The organism is Ruegeria sp. YTSC192, assembly GCF_059609705.1.
The window spans coordinates 380,966-404,042 of the sequence record NZ_JBXWMG010000001.1 but is presented as its reverse complement, the minus strand read 5'-3'; the positions used below and the strand labels follow the sequence as shown (position 1 = coordinate 404,042).

Annotated in this window: 17 protein-coding genes; 11 read left to right on the top strand and 6 right to left on the bottom strand. The window is 61.1% G+C overall.

Annotated elements, in window-relative coordinates:
• Positions 1-13 precede the first annotated feature (13 nt).
• Both pbpC and AC2FD8_RS01955 read right to left on the bottom strand, forming a co-directional pair.
• On the bottom strand, positions 14-2,074 hold the full coding sequence (gene pbpC, locus AC2FD8_RS01960) for a penicillin-binding protein 1C (RefSeq protein ID WP_496853557.1): 2,061 nt from the start codon (positions 2,072-2,074) through the stop codon (positions 14-16).
• Positions 2,071-7,494: an alpha-2-macroglobulin family protein gene (locus AC2FD8_RS01955; RefSeq protein ID WP_496853558.1), complete on the bottom strand. Its 5,424-nt coding sequence runs from the start codon at positions 7,492-7,494 to the stop codon at positions 2,071-2,073. Before AC2FD8_RS01955 ends, pbpC begins: the two co-directional genes overlap by 4 nt.
• 116 nt (positions 7,495-7,610) lie before the next feature.
• Between AC2FD8_RS01955 and AC2FD8_RS01950 the strand changes: the two genes are divergently transcribed.
• Positions 7,611-9,800 carry a response regulator gene (locus AC2FD8_RS01950; RefSeq protein ID WP_496853559.1) on the top strand — a complete coding sequence of 730 codons (2,190 nt, stop codon included), beginning with the start codon at positions 7,611-7,613 and terminating at the stop codon, positions 9,798-9,800.
• Between the two features lie 126 nt (positions 9,801-9,926).
• Here the strand turns inward: AC2FD8_RS01950 and yaaA are convergent, their stop codons facing one another.
• From yaaA to AC2FD8_RS01935, 3 genes are all read right to left on the bottom strand, one after another.
• The gene (yaaA, locus tag AC2FD8_RS01945; protein ID WP_496853560.1) at positions 9,927-10,697 is read right to left on the bottom strand and encodes a peroxide stress protein YaaA; all 771 of its coding nucleotides are present in this window, start codon (positions 10,695-10,697) and stop codon (positions 9,927-9,929) included.
• 33 nt (positions 10,698-10,730) lie between these two features.
• Positions 10,731-12,770 (bottom strand): DNA helicase RecQ, encoded by a 2,040-nt coding sequence (recQ, locus tag AC2FD8_RS01940; protein ID WP_496853561.1) that lies wholly within the window; start codon positions 12,768-12,770, stop codon positions 10,731-10,733.
• 78 nt (positions 12,771-12,848) lie between these two features.
• On the bottom strand, positions 12,849-13,136 hold the full coding sequence (locus AC2FD8_RS01935) for a YggT family protein (RefSeq protein ID WP_170472916.1): 288 nt from the start codon (positions 13,134-13,136) through the stop codon (positions 12,849-12,851).
• A gap of 129 nt (positions 13,137-13,265) precedes the next feature.
• Here AC2FD8_RS01935 and AC2FD8_RS01930 point away from each other — a divergent pair, with 129 nt between their 5' ends.
• The 10 genes from AC2FD8_RS01930 (at position 13,266) to smpB (ending at position 21,465) form a co-directional block, all read left to right on the top strand.
• Complete coding sequence (locus AC2FD8_RS01930) at positions 13,266-14,633, top strand: MFS transporter (protein ID WP_496853562.1); 1,368 nt, start codon at positions 13,266-13,268, stop codon at positions 14,631-14,633.
• Entirely contained in the window at positions 14,630-15,493 is an 864-nt protein-coding gene (gene mepA, locus AC2FD8_RS01925; protein WP_496853563.1) for a penicillin-insensitive murein endopeptidase, read from the top strand. Before AC2FD8_RS01930 ends, mepA begins: the two co-directional genes overlap by 4 nt.
• On the top strand, positions 15,466-16,350 hold the full coding sequence (locus tag AC2FD8_RS01920) for an esterase-like activity of phytase family protein (RefSeq protein ID WP_496874281.1): 885 nt from the start codon (positions 15,466-15,468) through the stop codon (positions 16,348-16,350). Before mepA ends, AC2FD8_RS01920 begins: the two co-directional genes overlap by 28 nt.
• Positions 16,351-16,441: 91 nt before the next feature.
• Positions 16,442-17,086: a queuosine precursor transporter gene (locus AC2FD8_RS01915; RefSeq protein ID WP_496853565.1), complete on the top strand. Its 645-nt coding sequence runs from the start codon at positions 16,442-16,444 to the stop codon at positions 17,084-17,086.
• Positions 17,087-17,349: 263 nt separating this feature from the next.
• Complete coding sequence (gene arfB / locus AC2FD8_RS01910) at positions 17,350-17,769, top strand: alternative ribosome rescue aminoacyl-tRNA hydrolase ArfB (protein ID WP_496853566.1); 420 nt, start codon at positions 17,350-17,352, stop codon at positions 17,767-17,769.
• A gap of 60 nt (positions 17,770-17,829) precedes the next feature.
• Complete coding sequence (locus tag AC2FD8_RS01905) at positions 17,830-18,576, top strand: SDR family oxidoreductase (RefSeq protein WP_496853567.1); 747 nt, start codon at positions 17,830-17,832, stop codon at positions 18,574-18,576.
• 81 nt (positions 18,577-18,657) lie between these two features.
• On the top strand, positions 18,658-19,683 hold the full coding sequence (locus AC2FD8_RS01900) for a P1 family peptidase (protein ID WP_496853568.1): 1,026 nt from the start codon (positions 18,658-18,660) through the stop codon (positions 19,681-19,683).
• A 97-nt stretch (positions 19,684-19,780) separates the two neighbouring features.
• Complete coding sequence (locus AC2FD8_RS01895; protein WP_496853569.1) at positions 19,781-20,194, top strand: c-type cytochrome; 414 nt, start codon at positions 19,781-19,783, stop codon at positions 20,192-20,194.
• 204 nt (positions 20,195-20,398) lie between these two features.
• Positions 20,399-20,941, top strand: a complete 543-nt coding sequence (gene idi / locus AC2FD8_RS01890; protein ID WP_496853570.1) for an isopentenyl-diphosphate Delta-isomerase — start codon at positions 20,399-20,401, stop codon at positions 20,939-20,941.
• Between the two features lie 47 nt (positions 20,942-20,988).
• Positions 20,989-21,465 (top strand): SsrA-binding protein SmpB, encoded by a 477-nt coding sequence (gene smpB, locus AC2FD8_RS01885; protein ID WP_170379480.1) that lies wholly within the window; start codon positions 20,989-20,991, stop codon positions 21,463-21,465.
• Between the two features lie 66 nt (positions 21,466-21,531).
• On the opposite strand, the gene glpK is transcribed toward smpB, so the two are convergent.
• Positions 21,532-23,010 carry a glycerol kinase GlpK gene (gene glpK / locus AC2FD8_RS01880; protein ID WP_496853571.1) on the bottom strand — a complete coding sequence of 493 codons (1,479 nt, stop codon included), beginning with the start codon at positions 23,008-23,010 and terminating at the stop codon, positions 21,532-21,534.
• Between the last annotated feature and the right edge of the window lie 67 nt (positions 23,011-23,077).

Genomic DNA, 23,077 nt, shown 5'->3' with positions numbered 1-23,077 from the left:
ACATTGCCACGCTTCAGTCGATCCGAACCGACACCCGATCCGACGCGCCATGGGCGTCCACCACCACGAGCGCGGAATACCCGCGACCCGGGTTCGGGATTTCGAACTCGCGATGCCGTTGCCCAGTTAACACCGGAACGCCATCCGCCAATAGCGAGAATGGCCCGACCCCGCCGCGCAGTTTGACGGTAACCGGGCCTCCTGCAGTCTCTAACACAGAATTATTGGGCGGAAAGATAAGGTCCGGGGCGCTTGGGTCATCGTCGAATGCTGCCCCTCGGGGCTTAAAGCGTTGCAAGGGTTTCGGCAGTTCGGTGGCCCCCACGATCAGAGTTGAAGGGGGCGGTGGGCGCAGCGGGGTGGCAGCCGGTTTCAGATGGCCGAAGGCTTCGAACAGCAGTGGGGCCGCCAGCTCTCCACCAAAGGCGCCGGGGACCGGAGTGCCATCCGCGCGCCCCAGCCAAACACCGATGACATGCTGGCCGTCAAAGCCGATCGCCCAGGCATCCCGGTGCCCGTAAGACGTGCCGGTCTTATACGCCAAGCCAAACGTGGCGGCCCCTGGTGGAGGGGCAAGACCGGCCAGAATATCGCTCACCTGCCAAGAGGCGACATCTGACAGAACCAGAGGCGTCTCAGTGCGGTCCGCCAAGGCCTCGTGGCGCAACACTAGCCCCTGCCCACCTGCGGCCAACGTGGCGTAGAGTTGCACCAGATTATGCAGACTCAGCCCAACGCCACCCAATGAAATGGCAAGGCCCGGGGTGCCTCCGTTCAGTTTCGGGTGGGCTCCGGCCTGCTGTAGGGCGGCCATCACGCGCGCAGGTCCAAGCTCATCCGTCAGCCGCACAACCGGAATATTGAGCGACAATTGCAACGCATCCCGCACTCGCACGTCGCCGCGAAAGACGCCATCGAAGTTGCGCGGCGCGTAGCGGCCATACATCACTGGGCTGTCACTGATCAGTGTTTCGGGATGGGCCAGCCCCTGATCGAAGGCCAACCCATAAACCAAAGGCTTCAGCGTCGACCCCGGAGAGCGCAGCGCCCGCGTCATATCCACGAACCCTTTCCGCGCGCCCGCGTAGCCCGCAGAGCCGACCGAGGCCAGAATCTCTCCGCTGCGGTGATCAGCTACGATCAGCGCCCCTGAAATACGTGGCCCCGCTCGTGCCGCTGCCTGCGCCACAAGAGGTTCCAGCCGTTTCTGCAGCCCGGCATCCAGTGTCAGGTCCAAAATCTCGGCTTCCGGGTTTTCGCGCCGCGCCCGGTCTGTCAGGTGAGGGGCCAAGCGCGGAAACGCGCGCATCTGATCCGGGATGTTTTCGGTCAGCGCGCTGCGCGTCTCGGATTCGGTCAGAACCCCATAAGACTGCATCCGCTTCAGAACCCGGTCGCGCGCGTCTCGGGCAGCCAAAGGCGCGCGGTCCGGGCGTCGGACCTCGGGCGATTGCGGAAGGGCAATCAGCAGAGCGGCCTGCGCGGGGGTCAACCGTGCCGGGTCTTTTCCAAACCACGCAAGACTACCCGCGCGAAGGCCTTCCAGATTGCCGCCATAGGGCGCGTGGGTCAGGTAGAGGTTTAGAATCTGCTGCTTGCTCAGACGCCGTTCCAGCGCCAAAGAGACCCTAACTTGGCGAATTTTGCCACTCCAACGTCCGGTTGAGCCGTCCTCGATCAACCGCGCGACCTGCATGGTGAGCGTTGAACCACCCGAAACGGTACGTCCATTCCAAAGGGCTTGTACGGCAGCGCGGAGGAAGGCGAGGGGGTCAACGCCGGAATGTGACCAGAACCGTTTATCCTCATACCGGATCAGCATCTCGGTAAAGGCCGGGTCTACCGGGCCGGGGCGCAGCCGCCAGATGCCATCCTCCACCGGGAAGGCCCGCAAAAGCGCTCCGTCCCGGTCCCTCATTTCTATCGAGGTTTCGGCCAGAACAGGCGGCAGGACAGTCGCGTCTACCCACGCATCCAACCGATCCCGCGCAAAGGCGGTCAGGTAGAGCGCAGAGGCCAGCGCCAGCAACGCTGGGGCGAACCCCTTGCGCTGATATGGAGGGCGCGTGATCACCGCACCTCAACCCGCCCGGTTTCCGTCCGCGCGCGGTTTTGCGGGCGATACATATCCTCGACCGAGGCGGCCGGGTGGTGGAACGCACCGGGCGTAACTGCGCGGGCCAAATAGGCCAGCGTCACCGTCTCGCCCCCGGACAGATCGACCGCCGCCAGGAAGCGGTCTGCGCGGAACTCGGTATGGGTCGCGTCGGACAGGTTCAGCCAATCCAACGCGCGCACATCGCCTGATCGCAACAGGTTTGGGTTGTCGATCTCGATCCCCGCTGCCAGCGGGTCATCGATCATCAACCGCGCTCCACCGCTCTCGAATGGTGTGACGGTCAGAACGGTTACGAAGCGGTCACCTGCAGTGAAGGTGGACGGGTCCAGAGGGTCGCCTTCCAGCGAATAGTAGGCTCTGTTTATGGCGTATCCGGTGCCTCCGGCCTCGGGCGGGGTGGTTGGGATGCCGGTCACTGTCAGCGTGATATCGGTTGGGTTGGCTGCGGTGGCCGAGATGTTCAGATCATCCGTAAACCCCGTCTCACGCACCTGAACGAAGGGGCCCGAGACCGGCGCGCCGTTTACCATCAACCCCGATCCGGATGGGTCGGATACAAGCGCATGCGCGGCCAGCAGGGACCATGAGGCCTCTTGCGTCGACAAATGCGCGCGGCCTGAGGTGACACGCTGGATCAGCGCGTTCCGATCCACCGCTTGACTGCCCGCATCGACGGCAAGGGTCAGCAGCCCGGCGGCATCCCGCAGATCTGTGCCGTAGTCGACCCGCCACAGGTAGCGCTCCTGCGCGGGTCGGCGCTGGAGCAGCTGGGCCGCGCGGGCGAACATAGCGTCGGCGCGGGTCTGATCTCCGTAGGACGCCAGAGCTGCCCCAAGTTGCGCGGCTGCAAGAGGGGTATCGAACGCCTCACCCTTGGTATCCGCATAGTATCGCAGATCACCCATCGAGGCCGCGCCTTCACGTGCCAACACCATCAAGGCATAAGCGATATCTTCACCGCCTTCGTCGAAATCCGGGGCATAGTTCACGCGGTTACGCAGATTATCCATGGCCTGCGCAAAGGCGCGGTCCGACACCGGGTGGCCTTGCGCTCGGGCGCGCGACAGGAAGTCGGTGACATAAGCGTCCAGCCAGAAATCCCCGCTCGCTGCGCGCCAGAGGCCAAACGCTCCGTTCGGGGCCTGCCGGGTCAAGATGCTGCGGATCGAGTCGCTGATGTGTTGATCCACAATCGGCCCGTCACCCAGCCCCGACGCTTGTGCAACGGACGACAGGTACAGCAGCGGCAGAGCCTTGCTGGTGATCTGCTCGGTGCAGCCATAAGGGTAGCGATTCAGCTGATCCAGCAGGGCAGGCGTGTCGAACTTTGCCAAAGCTCCCGCAGACAGGATCGCCTTTGCGGTGCCGGGCTGGAAGCCATCGAACACGTCCTGAGTGAACAGGAAATTGTCGCCCGTGCCCAGCGAAAACCGCCGTGTTTGAGCCACAATAGGGTCGTTTGCGCGTATTGGCATCCGGAGGGCTTGCGACAAGTCGCGCCCATCAGGCGTCGTGATCGCCACGCTGATTTCCGGGTCTCCGACGGCAAGCGCGCGAAGCGGGATTTCGAACACCGCCTTACCGCCGTCCTCAAGCACAAAGCTGGCGGGTGCTGTTCCCAACTCCACCCCGGATGAGGCGGTCAGCCCCAGTCCCATCTCACCTGATGGGCCATCGGCATGGACGATCTCAAGCAACATCCGGCTTTGGTCGCCCGGGGCCAGAAAACGGGGCAGGCTGGCTGTGACGACCACGGGGTCGCGCACGATCATCTCGGCCTCGGCCTGTCCGACGGCTGCCGCCGACCAGGCGACCGCCATCAGCCGCACGGTGCCGTTGAAGGCGGGCAGAGGGATGTCGACCTCGACCTCTCCGTTTGCATCCACCTGAACCGGACCGCTGAAAACGGCCATCAGGTCTTGTGTGGGCGGCGGGGATTGCCTCTGCATTCCCGAATTGTCTCCACCAGATCGGATCGTGCCCATCGCGCCGTTCATGCCGTCGATCAGGCGGCCATAGACATCACGCAGGTCCACGCCCAGACGGCGCTGGCCGAAATAGTACCCCTGAGGATCGGGGCTTTCGAAACCGGTCAGATTCAGAATACCCACATCCACGGCGGCCAGGGTTAACCAAGCAGGTTCTCCCTGTGGGGCATTTTCGATCCTAACAAGGGCTTTTTGCGTCGTTCTTGGAGAGGTCACCTGCGGCACATCAATGCTCACATCCAATACGCGCCCAACAGGCTCAACCGTTGCGTGGGCCACGCCCATCGCCCGTGCCGGGTTCTGGCCGGCGGCGACATCCATGGGGCGGATCACGGTGGCGGTGACATAGGCGCCAGCACCCCAATCCTCGGTCACGTCAATCGGGATCACGGTTTCGCCCTCTGGCACGTCGACCATCTGGCGGTGGATCAAACGGTTCGAGAGGACTTCGATCTGCGCCACGCCTGCCATGCGCGGCACTATCCGCAATTGCGCCGTTTCACCCGGGCGATAGCTGTCGCGGTCCAGTGACATCTCAAGCCGGTCGGGTGAGGTTGAGGCGTCTGCCGCCTGATACCAGCCCGCGCTGAACTCCACGGCGGTTTCCGCGTAAGCGCCATCGAGCCGTTCGACCACGAGTTCGTATTGCCCCCAGTCAACCGGCTGCGACAGGTTCAGTGGCTCTGCGCCTGTTTCAATCTCGCCTGTGGCAATACGGGTGCGGCGCGTAGTCGGCTCCCAATTCCAATCGCCATAGAGCTGATACCATTGATAGCGGGTTTCCAGCCTGTTCAGCGTCCAGCGCAGGCGCATGGGTTCAGCGCTCAGGTCCGGAGACAGGCCAATGATCTGGAACGCGGCCTCGGTGCCTTCGGGGATCGCATCCTCGAACAGAGGGCGGATACCGATCATCGCCTGTGCAGAGCGGATCGGAGCCGTCAGGCGGCGTTCCACCGGACGGCCCGATCCATCGGTGAGGCGGGCGATGATTTCGGCCTCCAGAGGTTTGCTATTCGTCTCTAATTCAGGGATTTCGACGGCAATCGAGGCCTGCCCAGATGCATCCGTCTGCGCATCGCCGAAATAGGTACTTTTCGTCGACGCCTCGGCGTCGTAACGGCCAAAGCGATAGGTTTCAAAACCGGGAACGGCGTCGGTTAGGCGGGCGATGACCTGACCGTCAATGCTCAGATCCGACCCCGGCGCGCCGAACAGATAGCGCGCGTCGATCTGCAACGGCGGCGTATCGCCGGGGCGCAGAGGGGCGTCCGGCAGGCTGAGGTCAAAGTCGATGCGTTCGGGCAGGAAATCCTCGACCAACACGGTTTGACGCGCCAGAGCGTCGGCCTTGGGGTCGGTCTTGATCTCAATCTTCCACGTCCCGCGCGGCACATCCGGGGCGACCGGTAGGCTGAAGACATGGCCGCCCGCAACACCGCCATCTGAGACCGCGCGGCGATATTCCACCCCATCGGGGCGATAGAGAATGGCGGTCAGGGGCAGACCTTCGATGGCCTGAGCCGTGTTGTCGCGCGACAGGGCTGTGATGTGAATGACCTCTCCGGCGCGATAGGCGCCCCGGTCGGTGGTCAGGAACACATCCACAGGACCCGCAGGCGCACGCCCTTCGACCCCGCGATCCGACAGGTCAAAGGCGGGATCGGTCAGAGAGAGAAAGCTGAAATCGCTATCCCCATCAGCCACCATCACCAAAGCCGGTGCGCTGGCCCCTTTGCCTCGGGTCAGGCCCGCTTCGAACTGCGCATAGCCGCTGGCATCTGTCTGCGCCTTGGCAATCACCGCGTTCGCGTTTGAGACCAGCGAGACCTCGATCCCTTCGCGGGGGGCCGCGTCGTGCAGGCCACGTACGGTGACATGCAGCCCGTCGGTGCCAAGGGCAGTGCTGATTCCCAGATCGGTCAGCACAAACCACTGTGTTGCGCCCGGATCATCATAGGGATCGGCCCCGGGGACGCGCGCAGTCAGAGCATAGATCCCGGCGGGTTGATCGGCAATCGCCTCGGCCATGGGCAGGCGGGCGGTCATGCTCTGGTTCAGCTCGTTCGCGATCTCGGCGGTGCCGGTCCAGACATCCTCGGCAATCTCGTCCGAGAATTCTCGTTCCTGCCATTCGCTTAGGGGGCGACCAAAGAAATCCTGCTGCACGGCCCGGATCAGGTTGCGATCGCTGACGCGCCGCAAGGTCAGGTCCAGAAAGCCGGTATTGACCGTCTCGACCGGCAGGGCCGCATCCGCTGATTTCGGTAGCACATAGCTGCGGCCCGGAAACCGGACCGACGGGGCACGGTCCCGAACGTAATGCGTCAATTCGACAGTACGGTTCAGGGCCTCACCCGAGGCCGCCGGAAGCCCGTCGCGCAGGGAAAAGCGATAGCGCTGACCATGCGCAACGCCATCCAGACAAAGGCTTTTGCCATCGACCTGCACCACCAGCCCATCGTCGCTGCGTTGCACAAACGGGTCGTAATCGACCCCCGCCTTGACCAAGGGTTCCGAGAACTCAACGCAGATACGCGGCGCGGCGGCGTTGCTTTCAACCGTGCTGTCGATGATGCGGAACCCGTATTTGCCGATGGCATCGTCCAACGCCGCCAGGACATCCTCACGCGGTTGCACCTGTTCGGCCAGCCTCAGCGCCGACACCATATCGCGCCCGCGTTCGACCGCTTCCAGGGCCTCCGACATCACCATCAGCGCCGCGATTTGGCCGCCCGGAGTGTCCGCGCGCAGATAACCGTTGATGGCGGCGTTCAACGCGCGGGTGCGGAAATCCTGCTGCTCCTGATATCCGTTCGGGTTCAGGCGTAGCAGCAACCGGGCGTATTCAACCCAAAGGTCGGGCGCATCGCTGAGGGTCACGGCCGCGCCAGTCCACAACATCGCAAGCCGGTCCGTATCTGCGTTCAGTGCTGATTCCAGCAAAACCTGCAGGTCACGCCCTCCGGCAGAGTGGCGAAACCCAAGATCGCGGGCTTGTTGAAACGCTTGGTTCAGGTCTTTCTGGCCTAGGAATGTAAGGGCCCCTGCACGCGTTTTCCCCAATATTTGGGTCTGTTCTGGCGTGAGTGCTTTCTGTGCCGATACTGCGCCCTGATAGGGCTCCTGCCGGTTCACACCGCTTTTGGGAAAACAGGCATCCGACCGGGTGTTATAGGTAAAGGCCGTGCAGCTTTGATTGGCCGAACACGCCCGGATGCAGGACTTCAGATCCGTATCGAAAAGCGCATCCAGATCCGAGCCGTAAAAATCCGCGTCTCGGGTCGTGATATATCGGAACTCGGGCACGGCGGTCTGGGCCAGCGCGCCCAAGGTCAGAATGAAAGTGAAAATGATGTAAGTTATTGAAAAAAATAAAAAGTGGCGCATTGTGACCTCCTGCTTGGGATCAATTTGACATGTGCGATGCCCCGCAGGCAACGGCTTAAACACTTTTTCACCGATTGCCCGGATGCTGACGGCAGAGCAGACCGGAATCACCTATCATGAGCCTTGCACAAAAACTGGCACAGGAACGGCGCGCGCGCCTTGCGGCGGAACGGATGTTGGCGCTGAAACAGGCTGAGCTGTCCTCGGCCAACCGCAAACTGGGCCGCCATGCGATGGCACTGACCAAACGCATTGGCGAAACCCAGGCCGAGGTTGAAAACGTCCGGGACGAGAATGAAAAGGTAAAATCCGATCTGACCGAGGCCCATGCCAAGGTCGAAGTGGCCGAGCGTCGCTTGTGGCATTCGATCCAGACCATTCAGGACGGATTTGCCTTTTTCGACGGTAACAGCTGTCTGATCGGGGCCAATACGGCCTATCTCAGCGTGTTCGAAGGTCTGGATGAGGTTGCACCGGGTATCTCTTACACGCGCATTCTTGAATTGCTGACCAACGAAGGCATTGTGGATATCGGTCCGGAAACGTCTGAGGACTGGCAGGCGCGTATGCAAAGCCGCTGGGCGCGCGCCAACCCGCCAGCCGAAGTGATCCAACTGTGGAACGGCCAATATATCCGCCTGATCGACCAGCGTGGCAGCGGCGGCGATATGGTCAGCCTTGCCCTGAACATTACTGCGTCTGTCCGGCATGAGGCTGAATTGCAGGCCGCCCGCGACCGGGCCGAGGCTGCGAACCGCGCCAAATCGGCCTTTCTCGCGAATATGAGCCACGAAATCCGGACCCCCATGAACGGTATCGTCGGCATGACCGAACTGCTGTCCGAAACGCCGATGGACGAAGAACAGCGCCTTTATGTCAACACGATCCGAAACTCGGGTGAGGCGCTTCTGGTCATCATCAATGATGTGCTGGACTATTCAAAGATCGAAGCGGACAAGCTGATCCTGCACCCCGAGCAGTTCGATCTCGAACGCTGCATCCTTGAAGTGGCGATGCTGCTGCAGCCCAGCGTGCGCGACAAGGGCCTGACCCTGCTGGTGGACTATGACCTCTTCCTGCCGACGCTGTTCGTGGGGGATCCGGGTCGCGTGCGGCAGGTTTTGACCAACCTTGTGGGCAACGCCGTCAAGTTCACCAGCGAGGGGCATGTTCTGATCCGGGTGACCGGTGTCCCCCATCCGGACCAACAGGATTGCGATGTCCACATCGCCATCGAAGACACTGGCATCGGGATTGAGGACGACAAGATCAGCCACATCTTTGGTGAGTTCAATCAGGTCGAGGATGAGCGCAACCGTCAATTCGAAGGGACAGGGCTGGGCCTTGCGATCACCAAGCGCCTGATCACCATGATGGGGGGCAATATCTGGGTCGAAAGCGAAGTTGGGCAAGGGTCGTGTTTTGGGTTCCGGGTGTCTTTGCCCACTGCCGAAGGGCCGCAACCCTCTCCGCCCGATCTGCAGGGACACCTGAAACACGTTATGCTGGTTGAGGATATGGCCGCCAACCGGGCCATCCTGGCCAAGCAACTGGGGCGTCTTGGGGCAAAGGTCACGGTCTGCGCTTCTGGAGGCGAGGCGCTGTCGAAACTGGACCCCTCGATTGATCTGTTTCTATGCGATCATGACCTGCCCGACATGGACGGGATGGAGCTTGCGACCATCTTGCACGATCGCGGCTGGACCGAGTTGCCGGTGGTCATCATGTCCACCAATCCGGGTGTCATTCACGCCAGCCCCGCGCGGCACCTGATCGAAGGCGTTTTGCAAAAACCCATCCCCCGGTCCGAGCTTTACAGCCGGCTGATTGCCTTGGGGGATACCGCAACTCAGCCAGATACCTCGCCCCAACCTACGCCAGAGGTCCACCCAATCGGGAACCGCGTGATGCGCGTTCTGGCGGCTGAGGATAACCGGACCAACCAGCTGATCCTGAAGAAGATGGTCAAGGATATGAACATCGACTTGCGTTTCGCAGGCAACGGGCAAGAGGCCGTTGACCTCTATCACGAGGTTTCACCCGATTTGATCTTCATGGACATTTCGATGCCGCGAATGGATGGCAAACAAGCCACCGCCGAAATCCGCCGCCGCGAGGTTGAAACCGGTCGTCACGTACCAATCGTCGCACTGACGGCTCATGCCATGGCTGGCGACGATCAGGGCATTCTGGAGGCCGGTCTGGATCACTACCTGACCAAACCGCTGCACAAGAACCTCATCCAGCAAATGATCCTGGACCATTGCCCTGAGGGCGCTAAACCTGTAACGCCCAAGCCCGATTAAGCAGCGGCAGAGACCCTAACAAGGGATCCCACCTTCATCTGGCTAAAAATATCTCGGGGAGCCGCCATTGGTACGCCATTGGTTCAAGTTCCGATGGCGGCGGGCTGGCCCCTCGCTTCCTGCCCTCTATGCTGCGTAAGGACGCACGAAAACGGGCTTGTCGTCCTCGGACAGATCGGGGCGGTATTCATAGCCACCGCTGTCAAAATCCAGCAACCCGGCCGGATCGGTCAGGCGATGTTGAATGATGTACCGTGCCATCGCGCCGCGCGCTTTCTTGGCGAAAAAGCTGACGATTTTGGGCGTACCGGCTTTGTCCTCCATGAAGACCGGAGTGATGACTTTCAGATTCAGCGCTTTCAGATCGACCGCACCGAAATACTCCTGACTGGCGCAGTTGACCAGGACTTCGCTGCCAACCTCGGCCCCTTGCGCATTCAGGGCTTTGCTGAGCTGATCGCGCCAATACTCATACAGGTTCTTGCCGCGCCGGGTTTTCAGCTTGCTGCCCATTTCCAACCGATAGGGCTGAATCGCGTCCAGAGGGCGCAATACGCCGTAAAGGCCGGACAAGATTCGCAGGTGGTCCTGTGCCCATGCCATTTCATCAGCGTCCAGCGAGGCGGCCTCTAGCCCCTGATAGGTGTCACCGGCAAAGGCCAATGCGGCGGGGCGTGTAGCCTCAAGCTCGGGCGCGTCGGCGAAGGTGCGATAGCGGTCGCGGTTCAGACGGGCCAGATCATCGCTGAGGTCCATCAGTTTCTTGAGGTCGCCCAGTGTCAGGTTGCGCGCGGTCTTGGACAGCCGGATCGCATCGTCCTGAAAGTCGGGCTGCGTGGCCTCAACATCCCGTTCCGCCCAGTCCAGCCGTTTGGCCGGGGAAATCACTACCAGCATATCCGCCCTCGTTCCTTGCCTGATAGGGCGTATTTAGCCCTCTTGCCGCAGCACGTCCAGAAAGGCCGCCCCAAACCTTTCGTGACGACGATCGCCCAACACCTGTTCGACCCCGCGCGAGTCATCCGGCCGCAACTGCGCCACCTTCGCCAGTTGCGAGGCCGTGCAGCTGAGCGGTTTGTCGATCCCATCTGGCCCGCGGGACAATTGTGACTGCACCTCGAGCAGGCGATCGTAGATATCGCCCTGCTCGCGCCCGGCCAGCTTGCGGCGGGCGGGGTGGACAGCTTCGACGGCCCCAGAGATGACCTCAAGAAACGTGTCGCCGTAGCGCTCCAGCTTTTTGGCCCCGACCCCTCCGACCCGAGCCATGTCGTCCAGTGTTTGCGGGCGGTTCTCGGCCATTTCGATCAGGGTGCGGTCGGGGAAGATGACATAGGCAGGCACACGCGCGGCTTCGGCCAAAGCGCGGCGCTTGGCCTTGAGTGCTGAGAGCAGCGGCGCGTCTTCTTCGGCCACCATCGCCTTGACTGCAGGGCGGCGCGTGGCTTTGCGGATCGTATCTTTGCGCAGGTTGATCTGCGCCTCGCCCTTCAGGATAGGCTTCGCGGCCTCGGTCATACGCAGGGCACCGTGGCGTTCGGGGTCAGGGCGGACCAGATCATGGCCCATCATCTGCCGAAAGATCGCCTGCCATTGCGGGCGCGACCAGTCTTTGCCGATACCCCATGTCGACAGCGTATCATGGCGGCGAGCGCGGATCTTGTCGGTTTCATTGGCGAGCAGGATGTCGATCAGATGGCCACTGCCAAACCATTCCTCGGTCCGAAGGATCGCCGACAGCGCCATACGGACGGGGGTTGTGCCATCAAAAACCTCGGGTGGGGTGTCGCAGAGATCGCATTTCCCGCAGGGTTCGGCCGTTTCTCCGAAATAGCCCAGCAGAGTCTGACGACGGCACACCAGCGCCTCGGCCAGACCCAGCAGAGCGTTCAGGCGCGCGTGATCGGCCATGCGCCGTTCGGGCGGGGCGAGGCCCTCATCCACCTGTGATCGCCGCAAGCGAATGTCGTCGGGGCCAAACAGTGTCAGGGTTTCTGCCGGGCCACCATCGCGCCCGGCGCGGCCGATTTCCTGATAATAGGCCTCGATGGATTTCGGCAGGTCGGCATGGGCGACCCAGCGGATATCCGGTTTGTCGATACCCATGCCAAAAGCCACCGTGGCGACCACGATCAGCCCGTCCTCGCGGGCGAAACGCGTTTCGACGATGCGCCGGTCCTCAGGCTCCATACCACCGTGATAGTGACAAGCCGAGTGCCCTTCGTCGCGCAGAGCCTTGGCCAGCACTTCGGTCTTGTTGCGGGTGCCACAATAGACGATGCCGGATTGGGTTTTGCGCGCGGCGGCGAAATCGAGGATCTGCTTGCGCGGTCCGTCCTTGGCGGCAAAGGCCAGATGGATGTTGGGCCGGTCGAACCCGCGCAGAAACTTGCGCGGGGTGCTGCCGTCGAACAGTTTCTCGACAATCTCGTCCTGCGTTTCGGCATCCGCCGTGGCGGTAAACGCGGCCAGAGGCACGTTCAGGGCGCGCCGCAGCTCTCCGATCCGCAGGTAGTCGGGGCGAAAATCATGGCCCCATTGGCTGACGCAATGCGCCTCGTCGACAGCGATCAGGCTGACATTGATCCGACGCAACATGCCCAGCGCAGACCCGGCCGCAAGACGCTCGGGCGCCATATAAAGCAGCTTGAGCCGCCCGGCTTCGAGCGCCTCCCATACCGCATCGGTTTCCTCAGGCGTGTTACCCGAGGTCAGCGCACCGGCTTCAACCCCGGCCTCTTGCAAGCCTCGGACCTGATCGCGCATCAAAGCGATCAAAGGTGAGATCACCACCGTCACACCGTCACGCAGCAGCGCAGGCAGTTGGAAACACAGGGATTTGCCGCCGCCTGTCGGCATGATTGCCAGCACGTTTTCGCCCAGCGTGACGGCATCGACGATCTCTTCCTGACCGGGGCGGAAGTCGTCGAATCCAAAGACATCTCGCAGCAGGGGTGCGGCGTCGAACATGTGCGGGGTTGCCCTGTTTTAAGGTTTATCTGCTCTTAAGACAGGACAATCACATACTAAGATTCGGTGAACAAGAGGTCAGACGAAATAGCCCGCATTGTTGATCAGGATGATCCGCGCCGCATAGACCCCGATCAGCACGACCAGAGGCGTCAGGTCCAGCCCGCCCATATTCGGCAGGATACGGCGGATGGGGCCGTAAATCGGTTCGAGTATGCGGTTCAGGCCGTACCAGATCTGCGCGACCAGCTGTTGATGCAGGTTCAGCACCTGAAAATTGATCAGCCAGCTCATGATCACGTGGGCGAGGATGATGAACCAGACAATGTCCAGGATCAGTAGCAGGATTTGGATCAGCGACAGCATGGGTACTCCGTTCTTTGACCGAAAAAGACCTAAGCACACACGCCGCAAAGAGCAAGCCTGCGCAAACTGAAAGCTTGCGAATTGGGTCAAACACCCGTCTTAATGGACAAAAGAAAAACTGGGGCAGACATGGCAGAGATTTCCAATCGCAAGCGCATCTGGGGCTGGTGGTTTTTTGACTGGGCGTCACAGCCTTATCATACGCTGTTGGTCACTTTCGTTTTCGGCCCCTATTTCGCCGGGGTCGCCGCAGGGTATTTCACCGATGCTGGGCTGGACCCGCAGGCCGCCGCCGCGCGGGCGCAGACAGTTTGGGCCAATTGCCTGACCATCACCGGGTTGATCATCGCCTTTGGTGCGCCCCTGTTGGGGGCAATGGCAGATGTGTCCGGGCGTCGGATACCGTGGATTTTTGCGTTTTCGGTGATGTATGCGGTGGGGTCCGCTGCGCTTTGGTACACGTTGCCCGATGGCTCGAACATGTGGCTGATGTTGTCGGCCTTCGGGCTGGGTTTTGTCGGGGCCGAGTATGCGCTGATCTTCATCAACTCGCAGTTGCCTGAACTGGGCGACGATAGTCAGGTGGGTGAGATTTCGGGGTCAGGTTTTGCCTTCGGGTATTTCGGCGGGTTGATATCGCTGGCGATCATGCTGGCGTTGTTTGTCGAACAACCCAGCGGTAAAACTCTGATCGGGATAGAGCCTGCGCTGGGCCTCGATGCCGCCACACGTGAGGGGACGCGCTTTGTTGGGCCTTTCACCGCTGTTTGGTTCGTTTTGTTCATGGTGCCGTACTTCCTGTGGGTGCGCGATGACCCAAAGGTCGAGAAAACCGGAAGTATCGCCGAGGCGCTGCGTCTGTTGGGGCACTCAATCTCGAACCTGCGGCATCGGGTCAGTCTGGCGACCTATCTTGGGTCGTCCATGTTTTACCGCGATGCGCTGAACGGGCTTTACAGCTTTGGTGGGGTCTATGCGCGGCTGGTGCTGGAGTGGGACCTGATCAAGATCGGCATTTTCGGGATAGTCAGTGTTCTGGCCTCGGCCATCTTTGCGTGGATCGGCGGCAAGTTGGATCGGAAATACGGCCCTAAACCGGTCATTCTAGTTGCAATCTGGGTGCTGATCTTTGTCTGTATCACCGTCGTTTCGATGGACCGGACGCAGATCTACGGCATTGCACTGCCCGAAGGGTCCGGCCTGCCCGATATGGTGTTTTTCGGCTGTGGCATCCTGATCGGCGGGATGGGCGGCGTTCTGCAATCGGCCAGCCGCTCGTTGATGGTGCGCCATACCGATCCTGCTGCTCCGGTCGAAAGCTTTGGGCTTTATGGGTTGTCAGGCCGCGCCACGGCCTTTGCCGCGCCATTGCTGATCGGGGTGGCAACAACTGTGACCGGCAGTGCAAGACTAGGGGTGTCACCGATCATTCTGTTGTTTATTCTGGGGCTATTCCTGATGCGCTGGGTCAAGCCGGAAGGGGATCAGAGCAGATGATTTTACTACGTTTTTTGGCACTATTGGCCACGATCACATTTGCAGGCACGGCGGGGGCACAGCCCTTAGCCAAGCAGTTGTTCGGGGCGCAAAAGCAAAGTTCACAGCAAAAATCGGCCGCTTTCGGCAGTTATTCGCGCGGATGCGCCGCCGGGTCGGTGCAACTGCCCGAAACCGGGCCGACATGGCAGGCGATGCGCCTGTCGCGCAACCGCAACTGGGGCCACCCCGAGGCGATCGACTACGTGCAAGACCTCAGCCGGTTTGCGGCCAGGCAACCGGGGTGGAATGGTCTCTATGTCGGGGATATCAGCCAGCCACGGGGCGGGCCGATGACTTCGGGCCACCGCTCGCACCAGTTGGGGCTGGATATCGACATCTGGATGCTGCCCGGAGACAACATGCGGCTGTCGCGCAAAACGCGTGAGAACATCTCGTCGATTTCCCTGCGCCGCGCGAACGGAGCTTTCGTGAACGGCAACTGGACCAAACAGCACCACGCCGTTCTGCGTGAGGCCGCAAAGGACAAGCGTGTTGCGCGGATTTTCGTGTTCCCCGGTGCCAAGGTTCAGATGTGCAAGGATGAGAAGGGCAACAGGGCCTATCTGCGCAAGATCCGGCCCTGGTGGGGCCATCACTACCACTTCCATGTGCGCCTGAAATGTCCGCGTGGGTCGAAAGGCTGCGTCAATCAGGACCCGCCGCCAAAGGGCGATGGCTGCGCACAGGCGCAGGAGTGGGTCAACAATATCCTCAACCCTCCGCCACCAGATCCGAACGCGCCTGCGCCCAAAAAACGTCGTGAATATGTTTTAGCCGATCTGCCCCAGCAATGCTCTGCCGTATTGTCGTCCAACTGATTGCAGCCGCTTTGTGGGCCAGTCAGGTTGCAGCGGTTGAGGTCAAAAGCGCCACGCTACTGGGCAGTTACACAAGGGTCGAGGCCACCGATTGGTTCGGGGGTTTCTCGGCTATTCACCTGAGCGCCGACGGATCCCAGGCCACCCTCCTGAGCGACCGTGCGACCCTGGCCACGGCCCGGATCACGCGTGATGGAGATGCGATATCGGGTGTCGAAGTGCAAAGCCACACTCCGCTTCTGTCCAGTATGGGGCGAAAGCTTAGCGGCCGGGTGGGGGATTCCGAAGGCATCGCCCTTGCGCCGGGCGGCGGTCTATACCTGTCCTTCGAAGGTGTTCATCGCGTGGCCTATTATAGCTCTGCGGAGGCCAACGCGCAGGTTCTGCCGCGCCCCAGCGCTTTTGACAAACTGGATCACAACGGCTCGTTCGAAGGGCTGGCGGTTGACGGGCACGGACACCTCTATACCCTGCCCGAAAAAACCCGCACGGCGGGTGGCGATATTCCGGTTTTTCGCTGGGACGGGACCAGCTGGTCGACCCCTTTTACCCTGCCGCAACGGGATCGTTTCCTGCCCGTGGCTGCGGATTTCGGGCCCGATGGGCGTTTCTACGTGCTTGAGCGTGCGGTCGCATTCATCGGATTTCGCACGCGCCTACGTCGTTGGGACATATCCAACGATGCTCCACACGCCGAGGAGGTTCTTCTTGAAACCGATACCGGCACACATGACAACCTCGAAGGTCTGTCTGTCTGGCGCGACGATCAAAACCGCCTGCGCGCCACGATGATCTCGGACGATAACTTTCTGGCGCTGCAGCGGACCGAGTTGGTGGAATACCTGCTGCCCGATTGACAGGGCCAGACCAAGGGTCTAAACGCACGGCTTGCCTTGGGATGAGCCCTTGGCCAAGTCGCCGCTACCTTGTCAAAACGGGCATCTGAAAATGCAACGCTCTTATATTCCCGGCATTATTGCCATGGCCGCCATTGTTGTGGCCTCGAACATTCTGGTTCAGTTCCTGATCCTTGACGGATTGCTGACCTGGGGTGCTTTCACCTATCCGCTGGCCTTTCTGGTTACTGACATCATGAACCGCGTCTATGGCGTGGGTCCGGCCCGCAAGGTCGTGTTCGCCGGATTTGTCACCGGCATCATCTGCTCGCTGATCGGCAGTCAGATCATGCTGCAGGGCGACGGGTTCACCTATGCCGCCGTGCCGCTGCGGATCGCAATTGCGTCCGGCACCGCCTTCCTGATCGCACAGCTGACCGATGTGACCATCTTCAATTCGCTGCGTGGCGGTCGTTGGTGGCGTGCGCCGCTGGTGTCGACGCTGGTCGGATCGGCGTTGGACACCGCGATCTTCTTTACGCTGGCCTTCTCGGCCTCGGTTACCTTCTTCGGTGCCAACGCCGACGCCGCAATCAGCTGGGCGTGGGAGCCTGTGCCCTTCATGCTGTCCGGCCCGATGGCTCCGCTGTGGGTCACACTGGCCTTCGCTGACTGGCTTGTGAAACTGTCGCTCGCTTTGATTGCCCTGATCCCGTTCAAGGTGATCGTTGCACGTCTGTCTGCGCAGCCCGCGTAAAAAAGCGCTTTGAGAATGGCACAACTTGTGCCAACCTTCTTTTCAACCGCAACAGATAGAAAAGGAGGTGATCCAGTGTCAAGAAAGAGATTGGAGAGAGGTGTCGGAACAACCGGGGGGAAAGCCTGCTAGGGCAGCCCTTGGCGGAGCGCTCGCTCCGGCTGGTCGATTGATCTAACCGACCCGACCTCCTGAACTTTCGAAGGGCCGTCCCACCGGGGCGGCCCTTTCTGTTTCGACCCGCGCCTTGTAAGGTCCAACCCATGTTGCGCATCACTGACGATATCATCCTGCAGGATTGGGAAATGACCGAGAGCTTCGTCCGCTCCTCGGGTCCCGGTGGGCAGAACGTCAACAAGGTCTCGACTGCTGTCGAGCTTCGGTTCGAGGCCGCGCGCTCTCCATCCCTGCCGGACCCGGTAAAGAACCGCCTGAAACGTCTGGCCGGGCGGCGCTGGACCAAAGATGGCGCCATCATCATTCAGTGCGAAGAAACCCGCAGCCAGGCCCGCAACCGCGAGATTGCGCGCACTCGGTTGGCAGAACTGATCGCTCGGGCGCTGGTCAAGCCCAAGCGTCGGATTGCCACCAAGCCCACCTACGGTTCGGTCAAGCGCCGACTGTCCGCGAAAAAGGCGCGTGGGGACGTCAAGGCGCTGCGCGGGAAAGTATCTGAAGATTGATCTGGTATCTTGCCGACCCGTTGATACTCTGACCCGCAAAAGCGGCAGGAGGGGAACACCATGAGGCTGGAGGGGAAAACGGCAATCGTCACCGGCGGCGCGTCCGGATTCGGGGCCGGGATCGTGCAGACGTTTCTGGCCGAGGGCGCGCGCGTGATGATCGCCGACATCAACGGCGACGTAGCGCAGGATCTGGCAGCGCAACTGGGCCCTGCCGCCATAGCGCAGCAGGTGGATGTCAGCGATAGCGCGTCGGTTCAGGCGATGGCCGAAGCGGTCGAGGCTACCTTTGGCCAGCTCGATATCCTGGTCAATAACGCCGGCATCACCCATCTGCCCACCCCGCTGGAGGACGTCAGCGAAGAGGATTTCGACCACGTCTTCAACGTGAACATGAAGTCCGTCTACCTGACTGCTCGCACCTTTGTCCCAGCCATGAAAGCACGCGGCGCGGGGGCGATCCTCAACGTTGCCTCAACTGCCGGGCTGTCGCCGCGTCCCAATCTGAACTGGTACAACGCCTCCAAGGGCTGGATGATCACTGCGACGAAGACCATGGCGGTCGAGCTGGCCCCCTCCGGAGTGCGCGTCAACGCCATCTGTCCCGTCGCGGGGGAAACACCGCTGCTGAAATCCTTCATGGGCGAAGACACGCCCGAGATTCGCGCCAAGTTCCTCTCGACCATCCCGCTCGGCCGCTTCTCAACCCCTCAAGACATGGCCAATGCGGCCCTGTTCCTCTGCTCGGATGAGGCCAGCATGATCACCGGCACAGCGCTCGAGGTCGACGGTGGCCGCTGTATCTGATCTGCTCTTCTTCTGTTCAAAAATACCTCCGCCGGAGGCAGCGCGCGCTAGCGCGCTTTCGGCCCAGCTTCAAAGGCGAAAATGACCCCCGGACCCCGAAACCTGATCACCGATGTCCCCGGCCTGAAGGTCGGCAACGCACAGGACGCGGACCTTAAATCCGGCACAACTGTTCTGACCGCCGATGCGCCATTCACCGCCTCGGTCCACGTGATGGGCGGCGCCCCCGGTACGCGCGAAACCGACCTGCTGGCCCCCGACAAATCCGTCACTCATGTCGACGCCATCGCTTTATCGGGGGGATCGGCCTTTGGACTGGATGCCTGTTCGGGCGTCTCGGACGTGCTAAGGGCGCAAGACCGGGGGTTTCCCGTCGGGGATATCAAGGTCCCGATTGTTCCCGGCGCGATCCTGTTCGACCTGTTGAATGGCGGCGACAAGGCATGGAGCGAAAACCCCTACCGCGTTTTGGGACGCAAGGCTTTCGAATCCGCCAGCGAGGATTTTACCCTTGGCACAACTGGCGCAGGGACCGGAGCCTTGGCGGCGATGCATAAAGGCGGGCTAGGATCGGCGTCATTTGTATTGGACAACGGTGTAACCGTTGGCGCGCTCGTGGCGGCGAACCCGCTGGGAAGTGTCACGACGCCGGGCGATCGCCACTTCTGGGCCGCGCCGTTCGAGAACGGTGACGAATTCGGCGGTTTAGGGCCTGATCGCAGCGCCGGGTTGGGTCGGCTGCAAGTCAGCCGTAAGTCGCAGGCCATGCGCGCCGACCCGCAGAAATCCAACACAACGATTGCCATCGTTGCCACTGACGCGGCCTTGTCCAAACCTCAATGTCAGCGACTTGCGGTCGCCGCCCATGATGGGATCGCGCGCGCGATCGTTCCCGCGCATACACCGGGCGACGGCGATCTGGTGTTTGGCATCAGTACTGGGGCGAGGCCAGTGACCCCAGACGCCGAGCTTGGGCAGATTGGCCACGCGGCCTCTCTCTGTCTGGCGCGGGCGATTGCGCGGGCGATCTACCTTGCGACACCGGTCTGCGACGATCTGCTACCGTGCTGGTCGACGCTGAACGCAACAGATTGGAAACGCCCGTAAAGGCGCAAGGATGCACGTATGCGCGGCAATCTGCGCGTTGACTCTGGGCCGCTCACAAGCACCATCTGAGCAAGCCACCAAGTATCGGAGCCAAAATATGAATCGCATCCTAGCTACAGCAATCATCGGCCTGCTGGCCTTGCCAGCCTATGCGGAAGGCGACGCCGAAGCTGGCAAGAAAACCTTTAACAAGTGCAAGTCCTGCCACATGATCGCGGACCCCGAGGGTGAAGTGATCGTCAAGGGCGGCAAGACCGGACCGAACCTCTATGGCATCGCAGGTCGCACTGCAGGCACCTATGAAGGGTTCAAATACGGCGACAGCATCGTTGAGGCCGGTGAAAAGGGGCTGGTCTGGGACGAAGAGAGCTTTGTGGCCTATTCGCAGGACCCCAAAGCGTTTCTGAAAGACTACCTGGGTGAGACCGCGGCCAAATCCAAAATGTCGTTCCGGCTGAAAAAAGGCGGCGAGGATGTCTATGCCTACATCCTGAGCGTGTCCGGCGAATAGGCCCGCTCGAAAATCCTGTTGGACATGACGAAAGGCCGCACACCTGCGGCCTTTCGTGCGATTGATAACCAGACCGATCATTGCCACCTTTGTTCCATGCGGTGCCCGTGCCTGGCCTTACGGCCCCAAGTCGCCACGCCGATCCGGCCATTGCTTAACCCTAAATTCCTGCCGTTCCCGCGGATCGGTATCAGGAGATGACAGATGGGAATGATGATTCCGGCCTGGGTTGATGGCCAATTGACCCCCGTCGACAAGTTGGAGGCGCATGAAAAGGGCCTCAAGCACAAGGCCGTGTCTGTCTTTGTCGTGCGAGGCACCGAAATTCTGCTGCAACGCCGTGCCATGGGCAAATATCATACGCCGGGTCTTTGGGCGAATACGTGCTGCACGCATCCTGACTGGAATGAAAGCGCCTCGGCCTGTGCGGTGCGCCGCCTGCGTGAGGAATTGGGGATCACCGGATTGTACCCGGAATACCGCCACCGGCTGGAATATCACGCCGATGTCGGCAACAGCATGGTGGAACATGAGGTCGTTGACGTGTTCCTCGCCCATGTCCGAGGACCGTTGAAGATCGAGCCTAATCCGGACGAAGTGATGGATATCCGCTGGATCGACTATCACGATCTGCTGGCCGAAGTGCGCCGCCATCCGGATCGGTTCACGCCCTGGCTCAAGATTTATCTGACCAACCATGCCGACACGATTTTTGGCCCGGATCTGATCATCTCGGCCAAGAGATAGGCGCTGCGCCTTGCAAGGACCGCCCAAGCCGCCTACATCATCGCGTCATGGCCAAGCAGAAGACAGACCCGAATTACAAAGTCATCGCCGAGAACCGGCGCGCCCGCTTCGATTACGCAATCGAAGAGGATATCGAGTGTGGCATCATGCTGGAGGGCTCTGAGGTCAAATCCCTGCGGGCGGGTGGGTCGAACATCGCCGAAAGCTATGCCTCGGTCGATGACGGAGAGCTATGGCTGATCAACAGCTACATTGCCCCTTATGAGCAAGCCAAGGTGTTCAAGCATGAAGAGCGCCGCCGCCGCAAGCTGCTGGTGTCGCGCAAAGAGCTGTCGAACCTTTGGAATGCGACCCAGCGCAAGGGCATGACACTGGTGCCGCTGGTGCTGTATTTCAACCACAAGGGCCGGGCGAAACTGAAGATCGGGATCGCCAAGGGCAAAAAGCTGCATGACAAGCGCGAAACGCAGGCCAAGCGGGATTGGTCGCGGCAGAAGCAGCGGCTGATGAAAGATCACAGCTAACGCGAACGCTGTTCAGCGCCGCGCCGGGCTGAAGCCCGGCCTACCCAGTGATTGCAGATCAAGCGATCAGAACGCCATGGCCGCCTGAACGGCGCGTTGCCAACGGGAATAGGCCGCGTCGCGGTCCTCTTGTTGCATGTCAGGCTCGAATCTTTGATCCAACTGCCATGTTTCGGCGAAACCGTCCTGATCGGGATAGATCCCGGCCTTCATGCCTGCCAACCATGCAGCCCCTAAGGCGGTTGTTTCCTGCATCACAGGGCGATCGACTGACGCGCCCAAAATGTTCGAGAGGCCCTGCATGGCCCAGTCAGAAGCGCTCATCCCGCCATCGACGCGCAGGATCACCTCTGCCTCGGCCCCCCAGTCACCCTGCATGGCATGCCACAGGTCTCGGGTCTGGAAGGCGATGCTTTCCAGCGTGGCACGGGTGATTTCGGCTCGGCCCGAGTTGCGGGACAACCCGAACATTGCGCCACGGCAATCCGGCTTCCAATAGGGCGCACCAAGGCCGGTGAAGGCGGGCACAAGCACCACATGCTGGTTTGGATCGGCTTGAGCGGCAAGATCGCCGCTCTGTGGGGCCGAATCGATGATCTGCAGCGCGTCGCGCAGCCATTGCACAGCGGCCCCGGCGATAAAGATCGAGCCTTCCAGCGCATAGGTCCGCTGCCCATCCAACTGATACCCGATAGTGGTAAGCAGACGATTTTTTGAGGCAACCGGCTGCGTGCCAGTGTTCAGCAAGGCAAAGCAGCCGGTGCCATAGGTCGATTTCATCATGCCGGGCTGGAAACAGGCCTGTCCGATGGTGGCGGCCTGCTGGTCTCCGGCCACGCCCAGAATAGGGATAGTACCGCCGAGCAGCGTGGTTGTGCCGAAATCAGCGGCGCAATCCAACACCTCTGGCAGCATCACCATCGGGACGTCCAGCAGTTCGCAGATCTCGGCGCTCCATGCGCCTTTGTGGATGTCGAACAACAGGGTCCGGGCGGCGTTGGTGGCATCGGTGACGTGCTTGCGACCCTCGGTCAGACGCCAGATCAGGAAACTGTCGATGGTGCCAAACAGCAACTCTCCGGCTTCGGCCTTTTCGCGCGCGCCGGGAACGGTATCCAGCAGCCATTTTACCTTGGTGCCCGAGAAATAAGGGTCTAACAGCAGCCCGGTTTGCAGGGTCACATCATCCTCGCACCCGGCTTGTTTGTAGCGGGCGCAGATATCGGCGGTGCGGCGGTCCTGCCAGACGATGGCATTGTAGATTGCTTTGCCGGTGGTCTTGTCCCAGACCACGGTGGTTTCACGCTGGTTTGTGATACCAATCCCGGCGATTTGGGCAGGCGTTGTGCCCGTGGATTCCATCACCTCCTGACAAACGTTCAGAACGCTGTTCCAGATATCCTCGACATCATGTTCGACCCAGCCTTCCTGCGGGAAATGCTGGGGAAATTCCTGCTGGGCCGTGCCCACGCGCTGCATCTGAGCGTCAAACAAAATGGCGCGCGATGATGTCGTGCCCTGATCAATAGCCAGAATGTAAGTCATGCCCGCGTTCCTCCCCCGGTGGTGTTTTGCGGGACTTTAGCGCAAACACTCGCTCAGGGGCCAGAGC